Source organism: Paenibacillus durus ATCC 35681 (assembly GCF_000993825.1).
GTDB lineage: Bacteria > Bacillota > Bacilli > Paenibacillales > Paenibacillaceae > Paenibacillus_AQ > Paenibacillus_AQ durus_B.
In genome coordinates, this window is record NZ_CP011114.1 from 287,147 (window position 1) to 304,589 (window position 17,443).

General features: G+C 49.9%; 14 protein-coding genes and 2 rRNA genes. 13 read left to right on the forward strand and 3 right to left on the reverse strand.

Features of this window, described 5'->3' with window-relative positions; all coding sequences use genetic code 11:
• Window positions 1–34: 34 nt before the first annotated feature.
• Both VK70_RS01325 and VK70_RS01330 read right to left on the reverse strand, forming a co-directional pair.
• A complete protein-coding gene (locus VK70_RS01325; RefSeq protein WP_025696195.1) occupies window positions 35–490 on the reverse strand; it encodes a lasso peptide biosynthesis B2 protein in 456 nt (151 codons plus the stop codon).
• Window positions 487–786, reverse strand: coding sequence for a lasso peptide biosynthesis PqqD family chaperone (locus VK70_RS01330; RefSeq protein ID WP_051505112.1), 300 nt, complete (start codon window positions 784–786; stop codon window positions 487–489). The genes VK70_RS01325 and VK70_RS01330 overlap by 4 nt, the downstream gene beginning before the upstream one ends.
• 355 nt (window positions 787–1,141) lie before the next feature.
• Between VK70_RS01330 and htpG the strand changes: the two genes are divergently transcribed.
• The 10 genes from htpG (at window position 1,142) to VK70_RS01380 (ending at window position 10,912) form a co-directional block, all read left to right on the forward strand.
• Window positions 1,142–3,022: a molecular chaperone HtpG gene (htpG, locus tag VK70_RS01335; RefSeq protein ID WP_025696199.1), complete on the forward strand. Its 1,881-nt coding sequence runs from the start codon at window positions 1,142–1,144 to the stop codon at window positions 3,020–3,022.
• Window positions 3,023–3,224: 202 nt separating this feature from the next.
• On the forward strand, window positions 3,225–4,382 hold the full coding sequence (locus VK70_RS01340) for a nucleotidyltransferase domain-containing protein (protein ID WP_046722682.1): 1,158 nt from the start codon (window positions 3,225–3,227) through the stop codon (window positions 4,380–4,382).
• 306 nt (window positions 4,383–4,688) lie between these two features.
• Window positions 4,689–5,618 (forward strand): ABC transporter ATP-binding protein, encoded by a 930-nt coding sequence (locus VK70_RS01345; protein WP_025699518.1) that lies wholly within the window; start codon window positions 4,689–4,691, stop codon window positions 5,616–5,618.
• Between the two features lies 1 nt (window position 5,619).
• Window positions 5,620–6,162 (forward strand): ABC transporter permease, encoded by a 543-nt coding sequence (locus VK70_RS01350; RefSeq protein ID WP_025699519.1) that lies wholly within the window; start codon window positions 5,620–5,622, stop codon window positions 6,160–6,162.
• 127 nt (window positions 6,163–6,289) lie between these two features.
• Window positions 6,290–6,727 (forward strand): HEAT repeat domain-containing protein, encoded by a 438-nt coding sequence (locus VK70_RS01355; RefSeq protein WP_025699521.1) that lies wholly within the window; start codon window positions 6,290–6,292, stop codon window positions 6,725–6,727.
• Between the two features lie 25 nt (window positions 6,728–6,752).
• On the forward strand, window positions 6,753–7,226 hold the full coding sequence (locus VK70_RS01360; protein WP_025699523.1) for a 2-thiouracil desulfurase family protein: 474 nt from the start codon (window positions 6,753–6,755) through the stop codon (window positions 7,224–7,226).
• A gap of 379 nt (window positions 7,227–7,605) precedes the next feature.
• On the forward strand, window positions 7,606–8,256 hold the full coding sequence (locus VK70_RS01365) for a type 2 periplasmic-binding domain-containing protein (protein ID WP_025699525.1): 651 nt from the start codon (window positions 7,606–7,608) through the stop codon (window positions 8,254–8,256).
• A gap of 21 nt (window positions 8,257–8,277) precedes the next feature.
• A complete protein-coding gene (locus tag VK70_RS01370) occupies window positions 8,278–9,228 on the forward strand; it encodes a DMT family transporter (RefSeq protein ID WP_144415318.1) in 951 nt (316 codons plus the stop codon).
• Window positions 9,206–9,613, forward strand: coding sequence for a DUF2000 domain-containing protein (locus tag VK70_RS01375; protein ID WP_046722686.1), 408 nt, complete (start codon window positions 9,206–9,208; stop codon window positions 9,611–9,613). Before VK70_RS01370 ends, VK70_RS01375 begins: the two co-directional genes overlap by 23 nt.
• A gap of 12 nt (window positions 9,614–9,625) precedes the next feature.
• Window positions 9,626–10,912, forward strand: a complete 1,287-nt coding sequence (locus VK70_RS01380) for a 4Fe-4S dicluster domain-containing protein (RefSeq protein WP_025694981.1) — start codon at window positions 9,626–9,628, stop codon at window positions 10,910–10,912.
• A 330-nt stretch (window positions 10,913–11,242) separates the two neighbouring features.
• On the opposite strand, the gene VK70_RS26915 is transcribed toward VK70_RS01380, so the two are convergent.
• Window positions 11,243–11,371: a DUF4023 domain-containing protein gene (locus tag VK70_RS26915; protein WP_081754791.1), complete on the reverse strand. Its 129-nt coding sequence runs from the start codon at window positions 11,369–11,371 to the stop codon at window positions 11,243–11,245.
• Window positions 11,372–11,535: 164 nt separating this feature from the next.
• Here VK70_RS26915 and VK70_RS01385 point away from each other — a divergent pair, with 164 nt between their 5' ends.
• The 3 genes from VK70_RS01385 to VK70_RS01395 all read left to right on the forward strand — a co-directional run bounded on the left by VK70_RS01385 (window position 11,536) and on the right by VK70_RS01395 (window position 17,422).
• The gene (locus VK70_RS01385) at window positions 11,536–12,390 is read left to right on the forward strand and encodes a gamma-glutamylcyclotransferase family protein (protein WP_025694980.1); all 855 of its coding nucleotides are present in this window, start codon (window positions 11,536–11,538) and stop codon (window positions 12,388–12,390) included.
• Between the two features lie 334 nt (window positions 12,391–12,724).
• Window positions 12,725–14,279 (forward strand): 16S ribosomal RNA (locus VK70_RS01390).
• A 216-nt stretch (window positions 14,280–14,495) separates the two neighbouring features.
• Window positions 14,496–17,422 (forward strand): 23S ribosomal RNA (locus VK70_RS01395).
• The 16S and 23S rRNA genes sit together here, the layout of an rRNA operon.
• Window positions 17,423–17,443 lie beyond the last annotated feature (21 nt).

Sequence of the window (17,443 nt, forward strand, 5' to 3'; positions counted from 1 at the left end):
ACTTGAAACTGATACATAACATATCGATTTCGATTTATTTACTCGACATTTTGGCAAACTTATCGACAACAGTAAATTGATGCATCTCTTCTGCGCCGGAAATATAATAAGGGCCGCTGCGAAGCCAGGCGTGAGCGATCAGCTTGCCGCTATGGTCCTTGCCCGTTCCTAAATAAAGGGTGCTGCCGATGCCCCTTCGCTCCAGCATTTTCATCCCGGCTATGGCTCTTACCAGACATTTGCTGTCCCACGGCGTATACTTGCTGACTGTATTTATGGAGCTGGCAATATGTCTCATGGCGGAAGTATGGCTTGCATCGTAGTCTTGATCCGTCTCTTGTCCTCTTTCACCGAGCGAAGGGGCGACTTTGGAGAACTTGTAGAAGAGGCGCGTCCGAGCCCAGCCTAATACTAAAAAAGCTTCCAAATAGAACAAAAGGGTAGTCTTGTCCAAAGTGAACAACAGCCGAAGCTTGCTTGCCATCTTCATCCGGCATCAGCTACTCGAATCAAATCTTCTTTCAGCAGGCTCTGTAAAAAAGGAATGACGTCCTGCTCGCAAATGTCAGCGTCGATTTCGTAGATTTGCTGAAGGGATTCGATGATCTCCTTCACGGACCTTGGAGTGCTGATGATGGTCCATATATCTCCGCCGACCTGGCCCAAATTGAAATACTTCCCCTGCTGTATGCTGAGCATGACCTTCTCGCCGTCCATATCGCTGACAATATTGCCTTCACATTGAACTAGAACGGTGTCTATGGATAAAATCTCTGCTTTTTTCACCAATAACCATCTCCTTAGCCGGAAATCTCAGGTGGTTTGTCTTGTAACATAACGTTCTTTCTAAAGAACGGGACTGAATAAATGTAAAAATATAACCGTGGAGCAAAGAAATTCAATAGCGATGTCATGTTCTTTATAAAGAACGTAAATTTATAAATATAAGGTACCATTCTACCAAATTATTGTCAACTATCCCTGGGAGTAATTTTGTATTCAACTGCAGCATATTGACCTAATTGTACAGATATGGTATATAAAAATAGGGATTAGCACTCGAATGATTCGAGTGCTAATCTGTGTGAAAAAGATGACGGACATGCTTTTTCGCAGGACGATTAAGGAAGGGGAATATTCCATGGCCAAGAAACAGTTTCAAGCCGAATCGAAAAGATTGCTGGAAATGATGATCAACTCGATCTATACGCAGCGCGAGATTTTCCTCCGTGAGCTCATTTCCAATTCCAGCGATGCCACCGACAAAATTTATTACAAGGCGCTGACCGATGAGTCGCTTACGTTCAACAAAGAGGATTACTTCATTAAGATAACCGCAGACAAAACGAACCGTACGCTAACGATCTCCGACACGGGAATCGGTATGACCCAGGAAGAGCTGGAGAACAACCTCGGGGTCATTGCCAAGAGCGGCTCGCTCGCCTTTAAGAAGGAGAACGAGGCGAAGGACGGCCATAACATCATCGGCCAGTTTGGGGTCGGATTCTATTCCGCTTTTATGGTAGCCGACACCGTTACGGTAATCAGCCGCCCGCTCGGCAGTGACACGGCATTCAAGTGGGAGTCCGAAGGCGCGGACGGCTATACGATTGAGCCCACCGGGAAGGATTCGGTCGGCACCGACATCATCCTGAAGATCAAAGAGAACACCGAGGAAGACAATTACGACGAGTACCTGGAAGAGTACCGCCTGAAGTCGATTATTAAGAAGTACTCCGATTTTATCCGCTACCCGATCAAGATGGATATTACCAGCAGCAAATTGAAGGAAGGCAGCGAGAACGAATACGAGGAAACGACCGAAGAGCAGACCGTTAACAGCATGGTCCCGATCTGGCGCAAGAACAAGAGCGAGCTGAAAGACGAGGATTACGAGAACTTCTACCAGGAGAAGCGCTACGGCTTCGACAAGCCGCTGAAGCATATCCATATCAGCGCCGACGGCGCGGTCGTGTACAACGCGATCCTGTTCATTCCGGAGAATACGCCTTTTGATTACTACACCAAGGAGTATGAAAAAGGCCTGGAGCTGTATTCGAATGGCGTCCTCATCATGAACAAATGCGGCGACCTGCTGCCCGACTACTTCAGCTTCGTCAAAGGGATGGTCGATTCCGAGGACCTGTCGCTCAATATCTCCCGCGAGCTGCTTCAGCATGACCGCCAGCTCAGCCTGATCGCGAAGAACATCAAGAACAAGATTAAGAGCGCGCTGCAAAGCCTGCTCAAAGACGAGAGAGAGAAGTACGAGCAGTTCTATGGCGCCTTCGGCAGACAGATCAAATTCGGGGTATACAACGATTACGGCATGAACAAGGATACGCTTCAGGACCTGCTGCTGTTCCACTCCTCCAAGGAGAAGAAGCTAGTCAGCCTGGACGAATACGTATCCAGAATGCCCGAGGAGCAAAAATACATCTACTACGCTTCCGGCGAGTCCATCGAGCGGATCGAGAAGCTGCCGCAGACAGAATTGGTGGCCGATAAAGGCTACGAAATTCTGTACTTCACCGACGATATCGACGAGTTCGCCATCAAAATGCTGATGAGCTACAAGGACAAGGAATTCAAATCCGTCTCCAGCGGCGATCTTGGAATTGACACGGAGGAGCAGGATAAAGCTGCCGAGAACGCGGATACCGAGAACAAGGATCTGTTTGAAGCCATGAAGGACGTGCTGGGCGGCAAGGTCAAGAGCGTCAAGGCATCCAAGCGGCTGAAATCCCACCCGGTATGTCTGTCGTCGGAAGGCGATTTGACCATCGAGATGGAAAAAACACTCCGGGCGATGCCGAACGGCGCCGATGTCCAGGCTGATAAAGTGCTGGAAATCAACGTGAACCACGACGTCTTCCAGTCCCTTAAAAGTGCTCAAGAGAAGGACCAGGAGAAGCTTGCCCTCTACACGAACCTGCTGTACAACCAGGCGCTGCTCATCGAAGGGCTGCCGGTCGGCGATCCGGTAGAGTTCACGAACGATATTTGCAAGATTATGGTGTAAGGCGGCAAATAAGTCTGCAGTTCAAAACAACCCGTATTCGGCTTACAACGCCGGAGCGGGTTGTTTTTTTACATATAGATAAGCACGGTCAGAGGAATTGACATCTTTCAATTCGCGGTGTTACGCTCACAGTAAACGGATGCCCTGTAGTGAAGACTCGGCTTTTTTTCTCAGTGATAACGCGGTATGAAGGAGAGTATCTATGACTAACCGGTATGCGCTTAACAAAGGAGTCTTATCTAGAGAGTTAGTGCTTCTTCTTGCGTTACTTGCTGCGGACAGTATGGACGAGACGGCGGAGCGGGAGCCGGAGATGTTCGCGGATATCGATTGGAAGCTTGTTGTACAGCTTGCCATGCATCATCGGGTTTATCCATTTTTATACCCCACGATTAGTCGTATGCGTGAAAAAAGGGTGCCATCCGGGGTCGGAGAATGTCTGCAAAATGAATATCGCCGGAATACGGTCCAAATGCTCCAGCTCGGCGGGGAAATGGGAAATCTCAGCGGGGAGCTTGCCGACCTGAATATACGCAATTTATTTCTGAAGGGGCCGGTGCTTGCCCAGGATTTATATGGAGATATATCGCTTCGGACGTCGCGCGACCTTGATTTCATCGTACCAATTGATGACCTAACCCGGGCGGAAGCGCTGCTTATCCGCCTTGGATATGTGAAAGAAGAGGAATTCGAGACCATTCTGGGGGATTGGAAATGGAGACAACATCATACGACATTCCATCATCCTGTTAACAATATTAAGGTTGAAGTCCACTGGCGATTGAACCCTGCTCCATCCAAGGAGCCGGACTTCGATCAGCTATGGGAACGCAGGAGGATAAGCAATCACTTTGGCCGGAGCGTCCATTATTTGAGCAAGGAGGATTTGTTCCTGTTTCTGGCGGCCCATGGGGCCAGGCACGGCTGGTCCAGACTAAGATGGCTGCTGGACATAAAGCAATTGCTGCAGCAGCAGCCGGACCCCGGCGCCTTGACCAGACTTCTTGATCGGTATGATCATGACGACGCCGGGGGACAGGCCCTCATCTTGGCCGCCGGATTGCTGAATGCGCCGGTTGATCCCGGCCTGTCCGGCTTGGCGGACAGGAAGAAGGCCCAGCGTCTGGCGGAGCTTGCCATGTTCTATGTGGAGCGCATGGTCAATCTGCATAATCCTCCGCTGCCGCCCGAAGTGGAACGGCATTACCGGTATTATCAGCCGGCGATTTTATCGCGGGGGCAGCAGCTTGTGTACGCGCTCGGTTTTCTTTATCCTTATGCGGCGGACGCGAAGACGCTGCCGCTGCCGAAGCGGCTGCATTTTCTTTATTTCCCTTTGCGGCCCTTTTTATGGGCGTGAAGAAAAGCATTCAGCGAGGCGAAATGAGGCCAGGCTTACAGCAGCCCTATAGCTTAAGAAAATCCGCATCCGGCTTGCGCTGGAGCGGTTTTTTTTGTGCCCAAAACCGAACATATGTGCTATACTTAAGGAAGTTCTGCCGCGAATGGAGGCCCCCTGCATGCTTACTGCGGCATTGGGTTTTTGTTTCCGTCATATACATCGCTGGACCGAGTGCAAGATCGGCTTGCGGACGGTTAAGCTGTTTCAGCCCCCGTCTTATTATATAGTCAAGTTCTGAAAAAACGGATTTTTGGAGGGATACCGATGCCGGTGCTTGAAGTGAAAAATTTGAGGAAATCATTCGGCGACGTCAAGGCTGTTCAAGACATCAGCTTCACCGTGGAAGCGGGAGAAGTCTTTACGATTATCGGGCCGAACGGAGCGGGCAAGACGACAACCCTGGAGATGATCGAAGGGCTTCAGCCGCCGGATGCCGGCAGCATTGCTGTTGCGGGACTGTCCTGGAGCAAGGACGAAAGCGCAATCAAGACGCTGATCGGTGTACAGCCGCAATCCAGCGCTTTATTCGACCTGCTTACCGCCGAGGAGAATTTGGATTTGTTCGCTTCATTTTATCCCAAACGCAAATCGACCGCCGAGGTGCTGGAGATGATCAATCTGACCGAGCACCGGAGCAAGCGGGTTAAATCGCTGTCTGGTGGACAGCGGCAGCGCCTCGCCATCGGACTTGCGATGATCAACGATCCGCAGGTGATTTTTCTCGATGAGCCGACGACCGGCCTTGATCCCCAGGCGCGCCGCAATATTTGGGATATTATCCTGCGCCTGAAACAGCTTGGCACAACCATCATTTTGACGACCCATTACATGGAAGAGGCCGAGAAGCTGAGCGACCGCGTCTGCATCGTCGATCAGGGTACGGTCATCAGCCTTGATACGCCTGCGGCTCTGATCGGCAAACTGACGAAGGAGCGGGAAGTGCGGCTGTCTTTTTATGATGGGGAAGATGCGGCGGCACAGACCGAAGAAGCGCTGCGCGGCCGTCCGGGTATTGCCCGGATGGAACGGGAGGGAGCGAATGTAACACTCTGGTCTCCGGAACCGGAACAGGCGCTATATGATCTCCTCGGATTCACCAAGGAGCATGGTTACCGGGTCGAGCATGTATCCATCCGCGAAATGAGTCTCGAAGATGTCTTTATTGTCTTTACGGGCAAGGAATGGAGGGATTGATATGAGCACAGGCGCACAGATTATGAAATTATTCGTTGCTCAACTCAAGACGATGTTCCGTGAGAAGGCGGTCTGGTTTTGGAATTTGTTTTTTCCTGTCATTCTGATGGTGCTGTTCATGGTTATCTTCGGCGGAGGAGGAGACGGCGGCGACTTCAAGGCGAAGGTAGCGCTGGTAAATCCTGCCCCAAGTGCATCCAGTGATTCGCTTGAAGCCGGACTCCGGAAAATTCCGGTCTTCGAGTGGAAGTCGGAGCAGGCCGTTGACAGCGCCCAGGCCGACGCCTGGGTCAAAGACAAGGATGTAGACGCGGCCATCGTTCTTCCGGAGAACGGGAACAGCGGGGATATCAAGCTGAAGCCAGTGACCCAGGTGCTTCCGCTGACCTATTTCGTCGAAGGTATGCGGGACGGCATGGTGTATGGGTCCGGCCTGTTCAGCTCTTCGTTCTGGTTCGGCATCGGCATCCTCGCCCTTTGGGGCGTGGCGGCATTCTCCATCGGGGCGCTGATTTACCGGAAGGGTAAGGTGGAGGTGCGGTAGATTTCGATTAAAGGATTCATAGAATGGACCGCTTTCTTTGTAGCCTCCAGCAGAAAGTTGAGTCCCGTGCAAGACTACGCTAAAATATCCCTATCACAAAGATTGATCAGAGAAGGGATTGTACAGTTTGAATAACGAAGACAAGAACGTTGAACTCCCCGAGAATTATGCTGAATTGAAAAAAGCCGCAGGACGCTCCGCCGATTGGCGAGCCCGTCTTGAGGCGGTGGAGGAACTGGGGAAATATCCTCACAGGCAAGTCATTGATATTCTGAAGCGATTGGCTGAAAGCGATCCGGTATATACCGTACAGGCGGCGGCTTATCGGAAGCTTGAAGCGTTTGGCGAGGCTGTAGCGGCGCCTTCCAAGGACAAGCCCGAGCTGTTCAAAGGCGTTTCCAAAATTCTGCTGCGCATCAAGAAAAGCCTCCCCCGTGAACATACGTATGAAGAGTTCAAAGAAAAGCTGAAGAAGATGAGAATCGACGTGTATGACGCTTATGAAGGTGACAAAGGCGCCGATTTCGACAAGTGGCTGGAGAGCAAGTGGTCTTCGGTAAAATAACGGAGCCTGCAAAGGAGTAAGACCCATGATCATCGTCAGCTCTTGCCTGGCCGGTGTCGAGTGCCGGTACGACGGTTCACATAATGTAGTGGATAAACTACAGAAATTGGCCCGTGAGAACAAGGCGGTGCTTGTCTGCCCCGAAGTGTTGGGCGGGTGTTCCACGCCGCGTGAACCGGCCGAAATTGTAGGCGGAACGGGCGAAGATGTCTTAGCCGGGAACGCCAAGGTGCTCGACCGGTCCGGCAGGGATGTTACCGCGCTCTTCGTCGCGGGCGCCTATAAAGCTCTTGAAACGGCGCGGAAGCACAATGCTTCTCTTATCGTTTTGAAAGAAAACAGTCCTTCCTGTGGCAGCGGCATGATTTATGACGGCCGGTTTGCAGGCAGCAAGATTCCCGGAGAAGGCGTTACGGCGGCGCTGCTTAGGCGCGAAGGCTTCAAAGTCATCTCGGAAAAAGAGTTCGCGTCCGGGGAGTTCGACGCCCGATATAACTAAAAAACGCCCCGGTCATCTGAACTGTGACCCATAAGAAGGACACTTTGAAAAAGTGACCCTCTTATGGGTCATTTGTATTTTATTCAGACTATTAATTGTTGATCATTCTATAAAATGGAATTGTTTGGTTGATGATTTACAATATTTGGTGTAAGATGGAATGGAAATTCTGTCGCCCTTGAGGCAGTCCAAAATATAATGACGCTCGCGGTCGCATTTCTTAATCTATCCTCAGGCGAAAATCACTTCAATTCTATGCCGGGAGGTGAATTTTTGCAGTGTTAAGTCGACAATCTAAAATACTTTAATAGATTGCAACAAACGATGTTTTGCCTAATTGAAGTGTTTCTATAAATCTCTTGCAGAGGAGCTTGAGGGAATGATAGAAATGTTAACAAGTATAAATAGGCAATATGATTATTTTTTGAATGATTTGAAACAAAGAAAGAAAATTAGCATTGGTACTTTGGGTCCGGCTGGAACAAGCAGTGAACAAGCCCTTAAGTATTTGATTACGAATATTAGGAAGCATACGGATGAAACCGAATTCGAAATCATCTTGAAAAACAACTTCAGCCAGATCTTTGACGATTTGGAAAAAGGGTTCATTAGCTATGCTCTAATCCCTAGTGCTTATGAACGAATTACTGATTTTTTCTGGAATAATAATTTTGAAAATAACCTGAATTTTATCTTTACAACGCCGGAATACGGTATCGTGTGCAGGGAGGGCCAATTGATTGATCCTAGCCGCAAGCTCAAAATAGCTTGCTGTTCGCCGGTTCAAAATATCATTGGTTCTTTATCGAACGGCGAACTGAAAGAACATAATGTGATCAAAATTTTAACATCCTCTACAACGGAAGCTCTGCTCTGCCTTTTGAATGGAATGGCTGATCTGGCCATAACCAACCAGACTTCTTTTGACCTCTATAAGGACCGGGGCATCCAGTTTGTTTACAAGAAGTACAGCGCCCGCATTGTTTGGTCATTATTCAAGCAAAAGGAATTACTTGAAGTTCATTATTAGATTTGAGGTGTGCTACTGGAAATGCACTTAGAGAAGGCTAAACTTGGCGAAAGCAGCTTGAAAATCAAACAACCGCTGGCGAATATAGCGATGTTGATTACGGTGGTTCTATGGGGATGTTCGTACATAAGCATCAAAACGGTCGTGGCTGAAATTCCTCCTGTTACCATGGCGCTGATCCGGTTTATGATTACCACGGTTATCTTGCTCACAGCTTTAAAGAAAGTGGAACCGTCCGCTAAATTAAATAAGCAGGATTTTCCCAAAATGGCGTTGGCCGGTTTATTCGGCATTACATTATACTTTATTCTGGAAAACACTGGAATGAAATATACGACCGCCTCGAACGCGTCTTTGATCGCGTCTATTATCCCTATCCTTGCCATTATTCTGGATATTCTTATTTTTAAATCGAAAGTATCCGCCCTTCAGATATTGGGCATTATCGGTTCGGTAATCGGGGCTTACCTTACCATCACGGCAAACGGACAAGTTGACTTTTCATCCGAAACCTTCATAGGTAATATGTTTGTCGTTTGCGCCATGTTCTCTTGGACCTTTTACACACTATTGAACAAATCATTGCAGAAGAAATATTCGGGATTATTTTTAATCACCTACCAAACCCTTTTTGGGACTTTGATTTTAGTTCCTCCGTCTTTGTTTGAATATTCCCAGTGGCATGCTTTTTCTTTATCTGCCTTGGCCAATATTATTTTTTTGGCGGTGTTCTGTTCAGCGGTTTGTTATTTCCTGTATGTTTACGCCCTCAAAAATCTGGATGTGACCATAACGACCGTTTATCTGAATCTGGTACCTATCGTAGGGGTTATCACCGGCTATATCTTCTTGAGAGAATCCATATTACCGATCCAGCTTTTGGGTGGACTGATCATTCTTTTAGGTATCATTGTTGTAAATGCCGGCAGCAAAAGAGGAGGACTTAAACATGAAAGTCGCTATCGTGATTGATAAAGAACTGCCTATAGGCTTTGCAGCCAATACGGCGGCCGTATTGGGAGTTAGCTTGGGAAATTTGGCTTCGGAGATTATCGGACCCGACGTTAAAGATGCTGACGAACGCATTCATCGGGGGATTACATCCAAGAGCATTCCCATACTTGGCGGTACCAAGGAGCAGCTCAAGATTATCCGGGAAAAGCTGAATGGAGAGGAGTTCGCCGATCTGATCTTTGTAGACTTCAGTCAAATCGCCCAGAAATCATTGGACTATGCCACGTATACCCACAAGCTCCAACAGACACCCGGAGAAGATATCGAGTATTTGGGATGCGCCTTATATGGACCGGAGAAAAAAATAAAACACTTAACCGGCAGCATCGGCCTGCTGCGTTGAGAGGAGCCGGGAATGGGACATATTAATAATATGAAGAAAGAATTCGGGGATTTGGCAAAAAGATTAAATGCTAATGTTGTTGGCCTTCCGGAGCCGCAAGAACAAAATTCCTGGAATGGCTGGCACACGATCCTCGAGCTCCTGTACACTCCCCAAGAAGCGGAAGTTGGAGCTAAGCTTCCCGTTTTCCCCGCTTCGTTAGAGGAAATCTCCCGCCGTTGCGACATGCCTCAAGAGGAAATAGAGGTTTTGCTCGATCAGATGGCGGACAAGGGAATTGTGATGGATCTTCGAAATCCCGAAACACAGGAAATTTTCTACTCCCTCTCCCCGCCGGTTGTCGGTTTTTTCGAACTCACGATGATGAAAATCGGAAAACAGAACGTTTCGAAAAAAGAGCTAGCTATTGCTGTTTCCGCCTATGCCGGTAATAGCGATATTTTTGTGCGGGAGGTTCATGGTTCCGGAAAAACGGCGCTTGGCAGAGCATTGGTTTATGAGTCCTTTTTGGACCCCGATTCCATGCCTGAAATATATGATTGGGAAAAAGCTGTTACTGTCATAAAAGAAGCCAAATATATCGCGGTGTCCCAGTGCTACTGCAGGCATACTGCGGAACACCTTGGAAAAAACTGCTCGGCTCCTATGGAAGTTTGCCTTTCACTGAATGAATACGGGGAATTCGTAATCCGAAGGAATTACGGCAGAGCAATCGATACATCGGAAGCTTTGGAAATTCTAAGGAAGAGCCGGGAGTATGGATTGGTCCACGTCGTCGATAATGTTAAACAAAAACCCGCATGGATGTGCAATTGCTGCTCCTGTTGTTGTGGCATGATGAAGGCCATACGGAACTGGGGATTTCCCGCTGTTAATCCAAGTAATTTCTTGCCCTACCAAAGCCAGCATAACTGCGTGGGTTGTCAGCGCTGCGTTAAGAAATGTCCGGTTCAAGCCATTTCCTTAAAACGAAAATCTGACAGTCAGCCGTTTCATCAAATCATCATTGATGAGGAGCGCTGCATTGGATGCGGTGTTTGCGTCTCAACCTGCAACAAAAAAGCATTAGAACTGACAAGGAGGGCAAATAGGCCGTTCGTACCGGAACATGCGGTTGAACTGCTTATTCATCGGGCTATTGAAAGAGGCAAGTTTGCGGAAATGTTATTGGAAAATGGGGAACAGTGGGGTAATCCGTTCTTCAATGAAGTTCTCCGGACGATTCACACACTGGAGCCGCAAAAGCAGCAAATGATCAAGTCCCAATTAAACTCCCGTTTCTTTGATTATATTTTATAGATGAACCCGCGAAAAGCTATCATTCAGTCCGGCGTCTGAAAAGTGAACTGTGACCCATAAGAAGGACACTTTGAAAAAAGTGACTCTCTTGTGGGTCATTTGTGTTTTAATCAGAGCTACGAGATCATTTATCACACCAGTTCGGTTAGGGCATACCTTTCTTGTGTAAGGACGGTGCTATAAGATCCTTGACGACTGTGTCGCGGCCACACTGGAACTGTCGCTGGTTGAATGGACGCTTAGTCGCCTGTTGGAATAGCTTGATGGAACATTCATCCCGAAGCCATTCTTCACTCGGACCAAATTCCGAGCGAAATCAATAATGGAATGTCATTTATTCGTACTGTGCTGCTTATTCTGCAGTTTGAATCCGGCGTTCCCTTTGCCGTGGTGCTTATTTTTCTCGTCTTTCTTCTGGGTATCATGCAATTTTTCCACAAATTCATTGGTGCTTTCCATGGGTCTCCTCCTTCAGGCTATGAGCTTGGTATTAATGTAACCCGTTTACTTGCAAACCATGTACTCCGCTTCCTCGTTCGGCAAGACGATATGCTGTTCAGTTAATTCGTCGGTATGATAGAGTAAAAATAAAGAACGCACGCTGAGCAAAAGGAGCAAACGACATGGAACTTGTTTTTGTCTATGGAACATTACGGCAGGGAGAAGAAAATCATCATCTAATGGATAATGCCCGGCTGGTTGCGCTCATAGCGTGGACCCGGGGGATTTTGATGGATACGCGGCGCGGCTATCCGGCTATGGTGGAAGAAGGCTCAGGCGTTGTGGCTGGCGAGCTGTACGAAGTGACGCCGGAGATGATGATCCGGTTGGACGAACTGGAGGACTTTCACGGTCCCGGGAATCCGGCGAATGAATATGAGCGGATCAGAACGGAAGTAACGACCGACAGCGGAAAGCGGGAAGCGTGGGTGTATGTATACCGGGAGCGAAAGCATGATGTGATTGATCAAGGGGATTGGAAGCTGCATTTGCTGAGGCAGAAAGCGAAAGTGCTTTATTTTGCCTATGGAAGCTGTATGGATATGGAGAGGATTACGCTCGCCGGAGCTGCCGAATGGTTCGCCGATGTGAGAGGACGCGGAGCAGCCGAGGGGTTTAATCTCCAATTTACGTATTGGGCCGAGGACGGGGGACGTGCCGATCTTGTCGAGACCGGAGGCAGGACGGAGGGGAAGCTCTACTATATACCTGCCGAATGTCTTGACAGATATTTATTTCTTCGGGAAGGTGTACACAGCGGGAAATATCGTCCTGCAGTTATCCCTGTTCAGTGCGCTGACGGCAGCATGCAGGATGCGGTAACGTTCGTGGTTGTAGACAAAGGCTCTGAGTTGTCTCCACCCGGGCATTATCTCCAGGAGATTTTGCGCGGAGCGCAGCCGATCGTGTCTGCAGAGTATTATGCGGGATTGGAAGACCGCGTCTGGAAGGAGTATGGATTCCGGCTTGATGAATAAGGCTTGTTAGGGATATTTCCTATTTAAGCATAAAAAATAATTAATTTCGCAAAATAATACTTGCGCTTCTTTTGTATTCATGATATATTCTAATTCCGGCCAAGAAATACGAGTTCTGGTTCGAAAGAAATTTCAAAAAAGAGCTTGCATTAAACGGTCGGATATGATATATTATAAAAGTTGCTGCTGAGGCAAAGTTGAACGGCGGCAAACAAGTTTGATCTTTGAAAACTGAACAACGAGTGAGTGGGAATTCGCTTTTGGCGAGTTCCAAAATGAAGAGAAGAAATTCTCGTCAGATGTTTCAAAATGAGCGAATCGCTCTTTCAATACTTTATTGGAGAGTTTGATCCTGGCTCAGGACGAACGCTGGCGGCGTGCCTAATACATGCAAGTCGAGCGGAGTTGTGATGGAGCTTGCTCTTGATCAACTTAGCGGCGGACGGGTGAGTAACACGTAGGCAACCTGCCCCTTGGACTGGGATAACTACCGGAAACGGTAGCTAATACCGGATAATTCCTCTTAGCTCCTGCTAGGAGGCTGAAAGGCGGAGCAATCTGTCACCGAGGGATGGGCCTGCGGCGCATTAGCTAGTTGGTGGGGTAACGGCTCACCAAGGCGACGATGCGTAGCCGACCTGAGAGGGTGAACGGCCACACTGGGACTGAGACACGGCCCAGACTCCTACGGGAGGCAGCAGTAGGGAATCTTCCGCAATGGGCGAAAGCCTGACGGAGCAACGCCGCGTGAGTGATGAAGGTTTTCGGATCGTAAAGCTCTGTTGCCAGGGAAGAACGTTCTCTAGAGTAACTGCTAGAGAAGTGACGGTACCTGAGAAGAAAGCCCCGGCTAACTACGTGCCAGCAGCCGCGGTAATACGTAGGGGGCAAGCGTTGTCCGGAATTATTGGGCGTAAAGCGCGCGCAGGCGGCTGTTTAAGTCTGGTGTTTAAACCATGGGCTCAACCTGTGGTCGCACTGGAAACTGGACAGCTTGAGTGCAGAAGAGGAAAGTGGAATTCCACGTGTAGCGGTGAAATGCGTAGAGATGTGGAGGAACACCAGTGGCGAAGGCGACTTTCTGGGCTGTAACTGACGCTGAGGCGCGAAAGCGTGGGGAGCAAACAGGATTAGATACCCTGGTAGTCCACGCCGTAAACGATGAGTGCTAGGTGTTAGGGGTTTCGATACCCTTGGTGCCGAAGTTAACACAGTAAGCACTCCGCCTGGGGAGTACGGTCGCAAGACTGAAACTCAAAGGAATTGACGGGGACCCGCACAAGCAGTGGAGTATGTGGTTTAATTCGAAGCAACGCGAAGAACCTTACCAGGTCTTGACATCCCTCTGAATCGCCTAGAGATAGGCGCGGCCTTCGGGACAGAGGAGACAGGTGGTGCATGGTTGTCGTCAGCTCGTGTCGTGAGATGTTGGGTTAAGTCCCGCAACGAGCGCAACCCTTGACTTTAGTTGCCAGCAGGTAGAGCTGGGCACTCTAGAGTGACTGCCGGTGACAAACCGGAGGAAGGTGGGGATGACGTCAAATCATCATGCCCCTTATGACCTGGGCTACACACGTACTACAATGGCCGGTACAACGGGAAGCGAAGCCGCGAGGCGGAGCCAATCTTATAAAGCCGGTCTCAGTTCGGATTGCAGGCTGCAACTCGCCTGCATGAAGTCGGAATTGCTAGTAATCGCGGATCAGCATGCCGCGGTGAATACGTTCCCGGGTCTTGTACACACCGCCCGTCACACCACGAGAGTTTACAACACCCGAAGTCGGTGGGGTAACCCGTAAGGGAGCCAGCCGCCGAAGGTGGGGTAGATGATTGGGGTGAAGTCGTAACAAGGTAGCCGTATCGGAAGGTGCGGCTGGATCACCTCCTTTCTATGGAGAATCGTTTCCCGCAGCGGAAACATTCAAATACGGAAGCTTGACTTCCGGCAACGCTCACTCGTTGCTCAGTTTTGAGAGTTCAATCTCTCAAAAGCAAGAACCTTGATCCTTGAAAACTGGATACCGAAACGAAAATTGCGTTTTAGAACATCTTTTAGCTGAAACTTGTGTCAAGCGATTGATCAAGTGAAGTAAGAGTGCTTAGTTGGTTAAGCTACTAAGAGCACACGGAGGATGCCTAGGCGCCAGGAGCCGACGAAGGACGTGGCGAACAACGAAAAGGCCTCGGGGAGCTGTAAGCAAGCTTTGATCCGGGGGTGTTCGAATGGGGAAACCCGGCTGTGGTAATGCACAGTCACTTCCATCTGAATACATAGGATGGATAGAGGCAGACCAGGGGAACTGAAACATCTAAGTACCCTGAGGAAGAGAAAACAAGAGTGATTCCGTCAGTAGCGGCGAGCGAACGCGGAACAGCCTAAACCGAAGAGCTTGCTCTTCGGGGTTGTGGGACGTCTTACACGGAGTTACAAAGGAATAGGGTAAACGAAGAGGTCTGGAAAGGCCCGCCAGAGAAGGTAACAGCCCTGTAATTGAAAGTCTATTCCCTCCAAGACGGATCCCGAGTAGTGCGGGGCACGTGAAACCCCGTATGAATCCGGCAGGACCATCTGCCAAGGCTAAATACTCCCTGGCGACCGATAGTGAAACAGTACCGTGAGGGAAAGGTGAAAAGCACCCCGGAAGGGGAGTGAAACAGTGCCTGAAACCGTGTGCTTACAAGAAGTCAGAGCCCATTTTAGGGGTGATGGCGTGCCTTTTGTAGAATGAACCGGCGAGTTACGTTTAACGTGCAAGGTTAAGGCGAGGAGCCGGAGCCGCAGCGAAAGCGAGTCTGAATAGGGCGCTTAAGTACGTGGGCGTAGACCCGAAACCGGGTGATCTACCCCTGTCCAGGGTGAAGGTGCGGTAACACGCACTGGAGGCCCGAACCCACGAACGTTGAAAAGTTCGGGGATGAGGTGGGGGTAGCGGAGAAATTCCAATCGAACTCGGAGATAGCTGGTTCTCCCCGAAATAGCTTTAGGGCTAGCCTCGGTGAATAAGAGTAATGGAGGTAGAGCACTGATTGGGTGCGGGGCCCGCAAGGGTTACCAAGCTCAGTCAAACTCCGAATGCCATCTACTTGTCGCCGGGAGTCAGACAGTGAGTGCTAAGATCCATTGTCAAAAGGGAAACAGCCCAGACCATCAGCTAAGGTCCCCAAGTGTGTGTTAAGTGGGAAAGGATGTGGAGTTGCACAGACAACCAGGATGTTGGCTTAGAAGCAGCCACCATTGAAAGAGTGCGTAATAGCTCACTGGTCGAGTGACTCTGCGCCGAAAATGTAACGGGGCTAAACACACCACCGAAGCTATGGCTTGATGCTTGCATCAGGGGTAGGGGAGCGTTGTATGCGGGTTGAAGGTTGATCGTGAGGACAGCTGGACTGCATACAAGTGAGAATGCCGGTATGAGTAACGAAAAGATCAGTGAGAATCTGATCCGCCGAAAGCCCAAGGTTTCCTGAGGAAGGCTCGTCCGCTCAGGGTCAGTCGGGACCTAAGGCGAGGCCGACAGGCGTAGTCGAAGGACAACAGGTTGATATTCCTGTACCACCATAATCCGTTATGAGCAATGGGGGGACGCAGGAGGGTAGTGACGCGGACTGATGGATGTCCGTCCAAGCAGTGAGGCTGATGTGTAGGCAAATCCGCGCATCGCAAGGCCAGGCTGTGATGGGGAGCGAAAACTATAGTAGCGAAGGTCATGATCTCACACTGCCAAGAAAAGCCTCTAGCCAGGAGAAGGTGCCCGTACCGCAAACCGACACAGGTAGGCGAGAAGAGAATTCTAAGGCGCGCGGAAGAACTCTCGTTAAGGAACTCGGCAAAATGACCCCGTAACTTCGGGAGAAGGGGTGCCTCGGTAGGGTGAATAGCCCGAGGGGGCCGCAGTGAAAAGGCCCAAGCGACTGTTTAGCAAAAACACAGGTCTGTGCGAAGCCGCAAGGCGAAGTATACGGGCTGACGCCTGCCCGGTGCTGGAAGGTTAAGGGGAGCGGTTAGGAGCAATCCGAAGCTGTGAACCGAAGCCCCAGTAAACGGCGGCCGTAACTATAACGGTCCTAAGGTAGCGAAATTCCTTGTCAGGTAAATTCTGACCCGCACGAATGGCGTAACGACTTGGGCGCTGTCTCAACGAGAGATCCGGTGAAATTTTAATACCTGTGAAGATGCAGGTTACCCGCGACAAGACGGAAAGACCCCATGGAGCTTTACTGCAGCTTGATATTGAACTTGGGTACGATCTGTACAGGATAGGTGGGAGCCTTGGAAGCCGGAGCGCCAGCTTCGGTGGAGGCGCCGTTGGGATACCACCCTGATCGTATCTAGGTTCTAACCTGGTACCCTAAGCGGGTACGGGGACCGTGTCAGGCGGGCAGTTTGACTGGGGCGGTCGCCTCCTAAAGCGTAACGGAGGCGTCCCAAGGTTCCCTCAGAATGGTTGGAAATCATTCGAAGAGTGCAAAGGCAGAAGGGAGCTTGACTGCGAGACCTACAAGTCGAGCAGGGACGAAAGTCGGGCTTAGTGATCCGGTGGTACCGCATGGAAGGGCCATCGCTCAACGGATAAAAGCTACCCTGGGGATAACAGGCTTATCTCCCCCAAGAGTCCACATCGACGGGGAGGTTTGGCACCTCGATGTCGGCTCATCGCATCCTGGGGCTGAAGTAGGTCCCAAGGGTTGGGCTGTTCGCCCATTAAAGCGGTACGCGAGCTGGGTTCAGAACGTCGTGAGACAGTTCGGTCCCTATCTGTCGTGGGCGTAGGAAATTTGAGAGGAGCTGTCCTTAGTACGAGAGGACCGGGATGGACGTACCGCTGGTGCACCAGTTGTTCCGCCAGGAGCATGGCTGGGTAGCTACGTACGGACGGGATAAGCGCTGAAAGCATCTAAGCGTGAAGCCCCCCTCAAGATGAGATTTCCCAGTATGTAAGACCCCTTGAAGACGACGAGGTAGATAGGTTGGAGGTGGAAGCACGGCAACGTGTGGAGCTGACCAATACTAATCGGTCGAGGGCTTATCCAAAACAACGCAATGTTTCGTTTC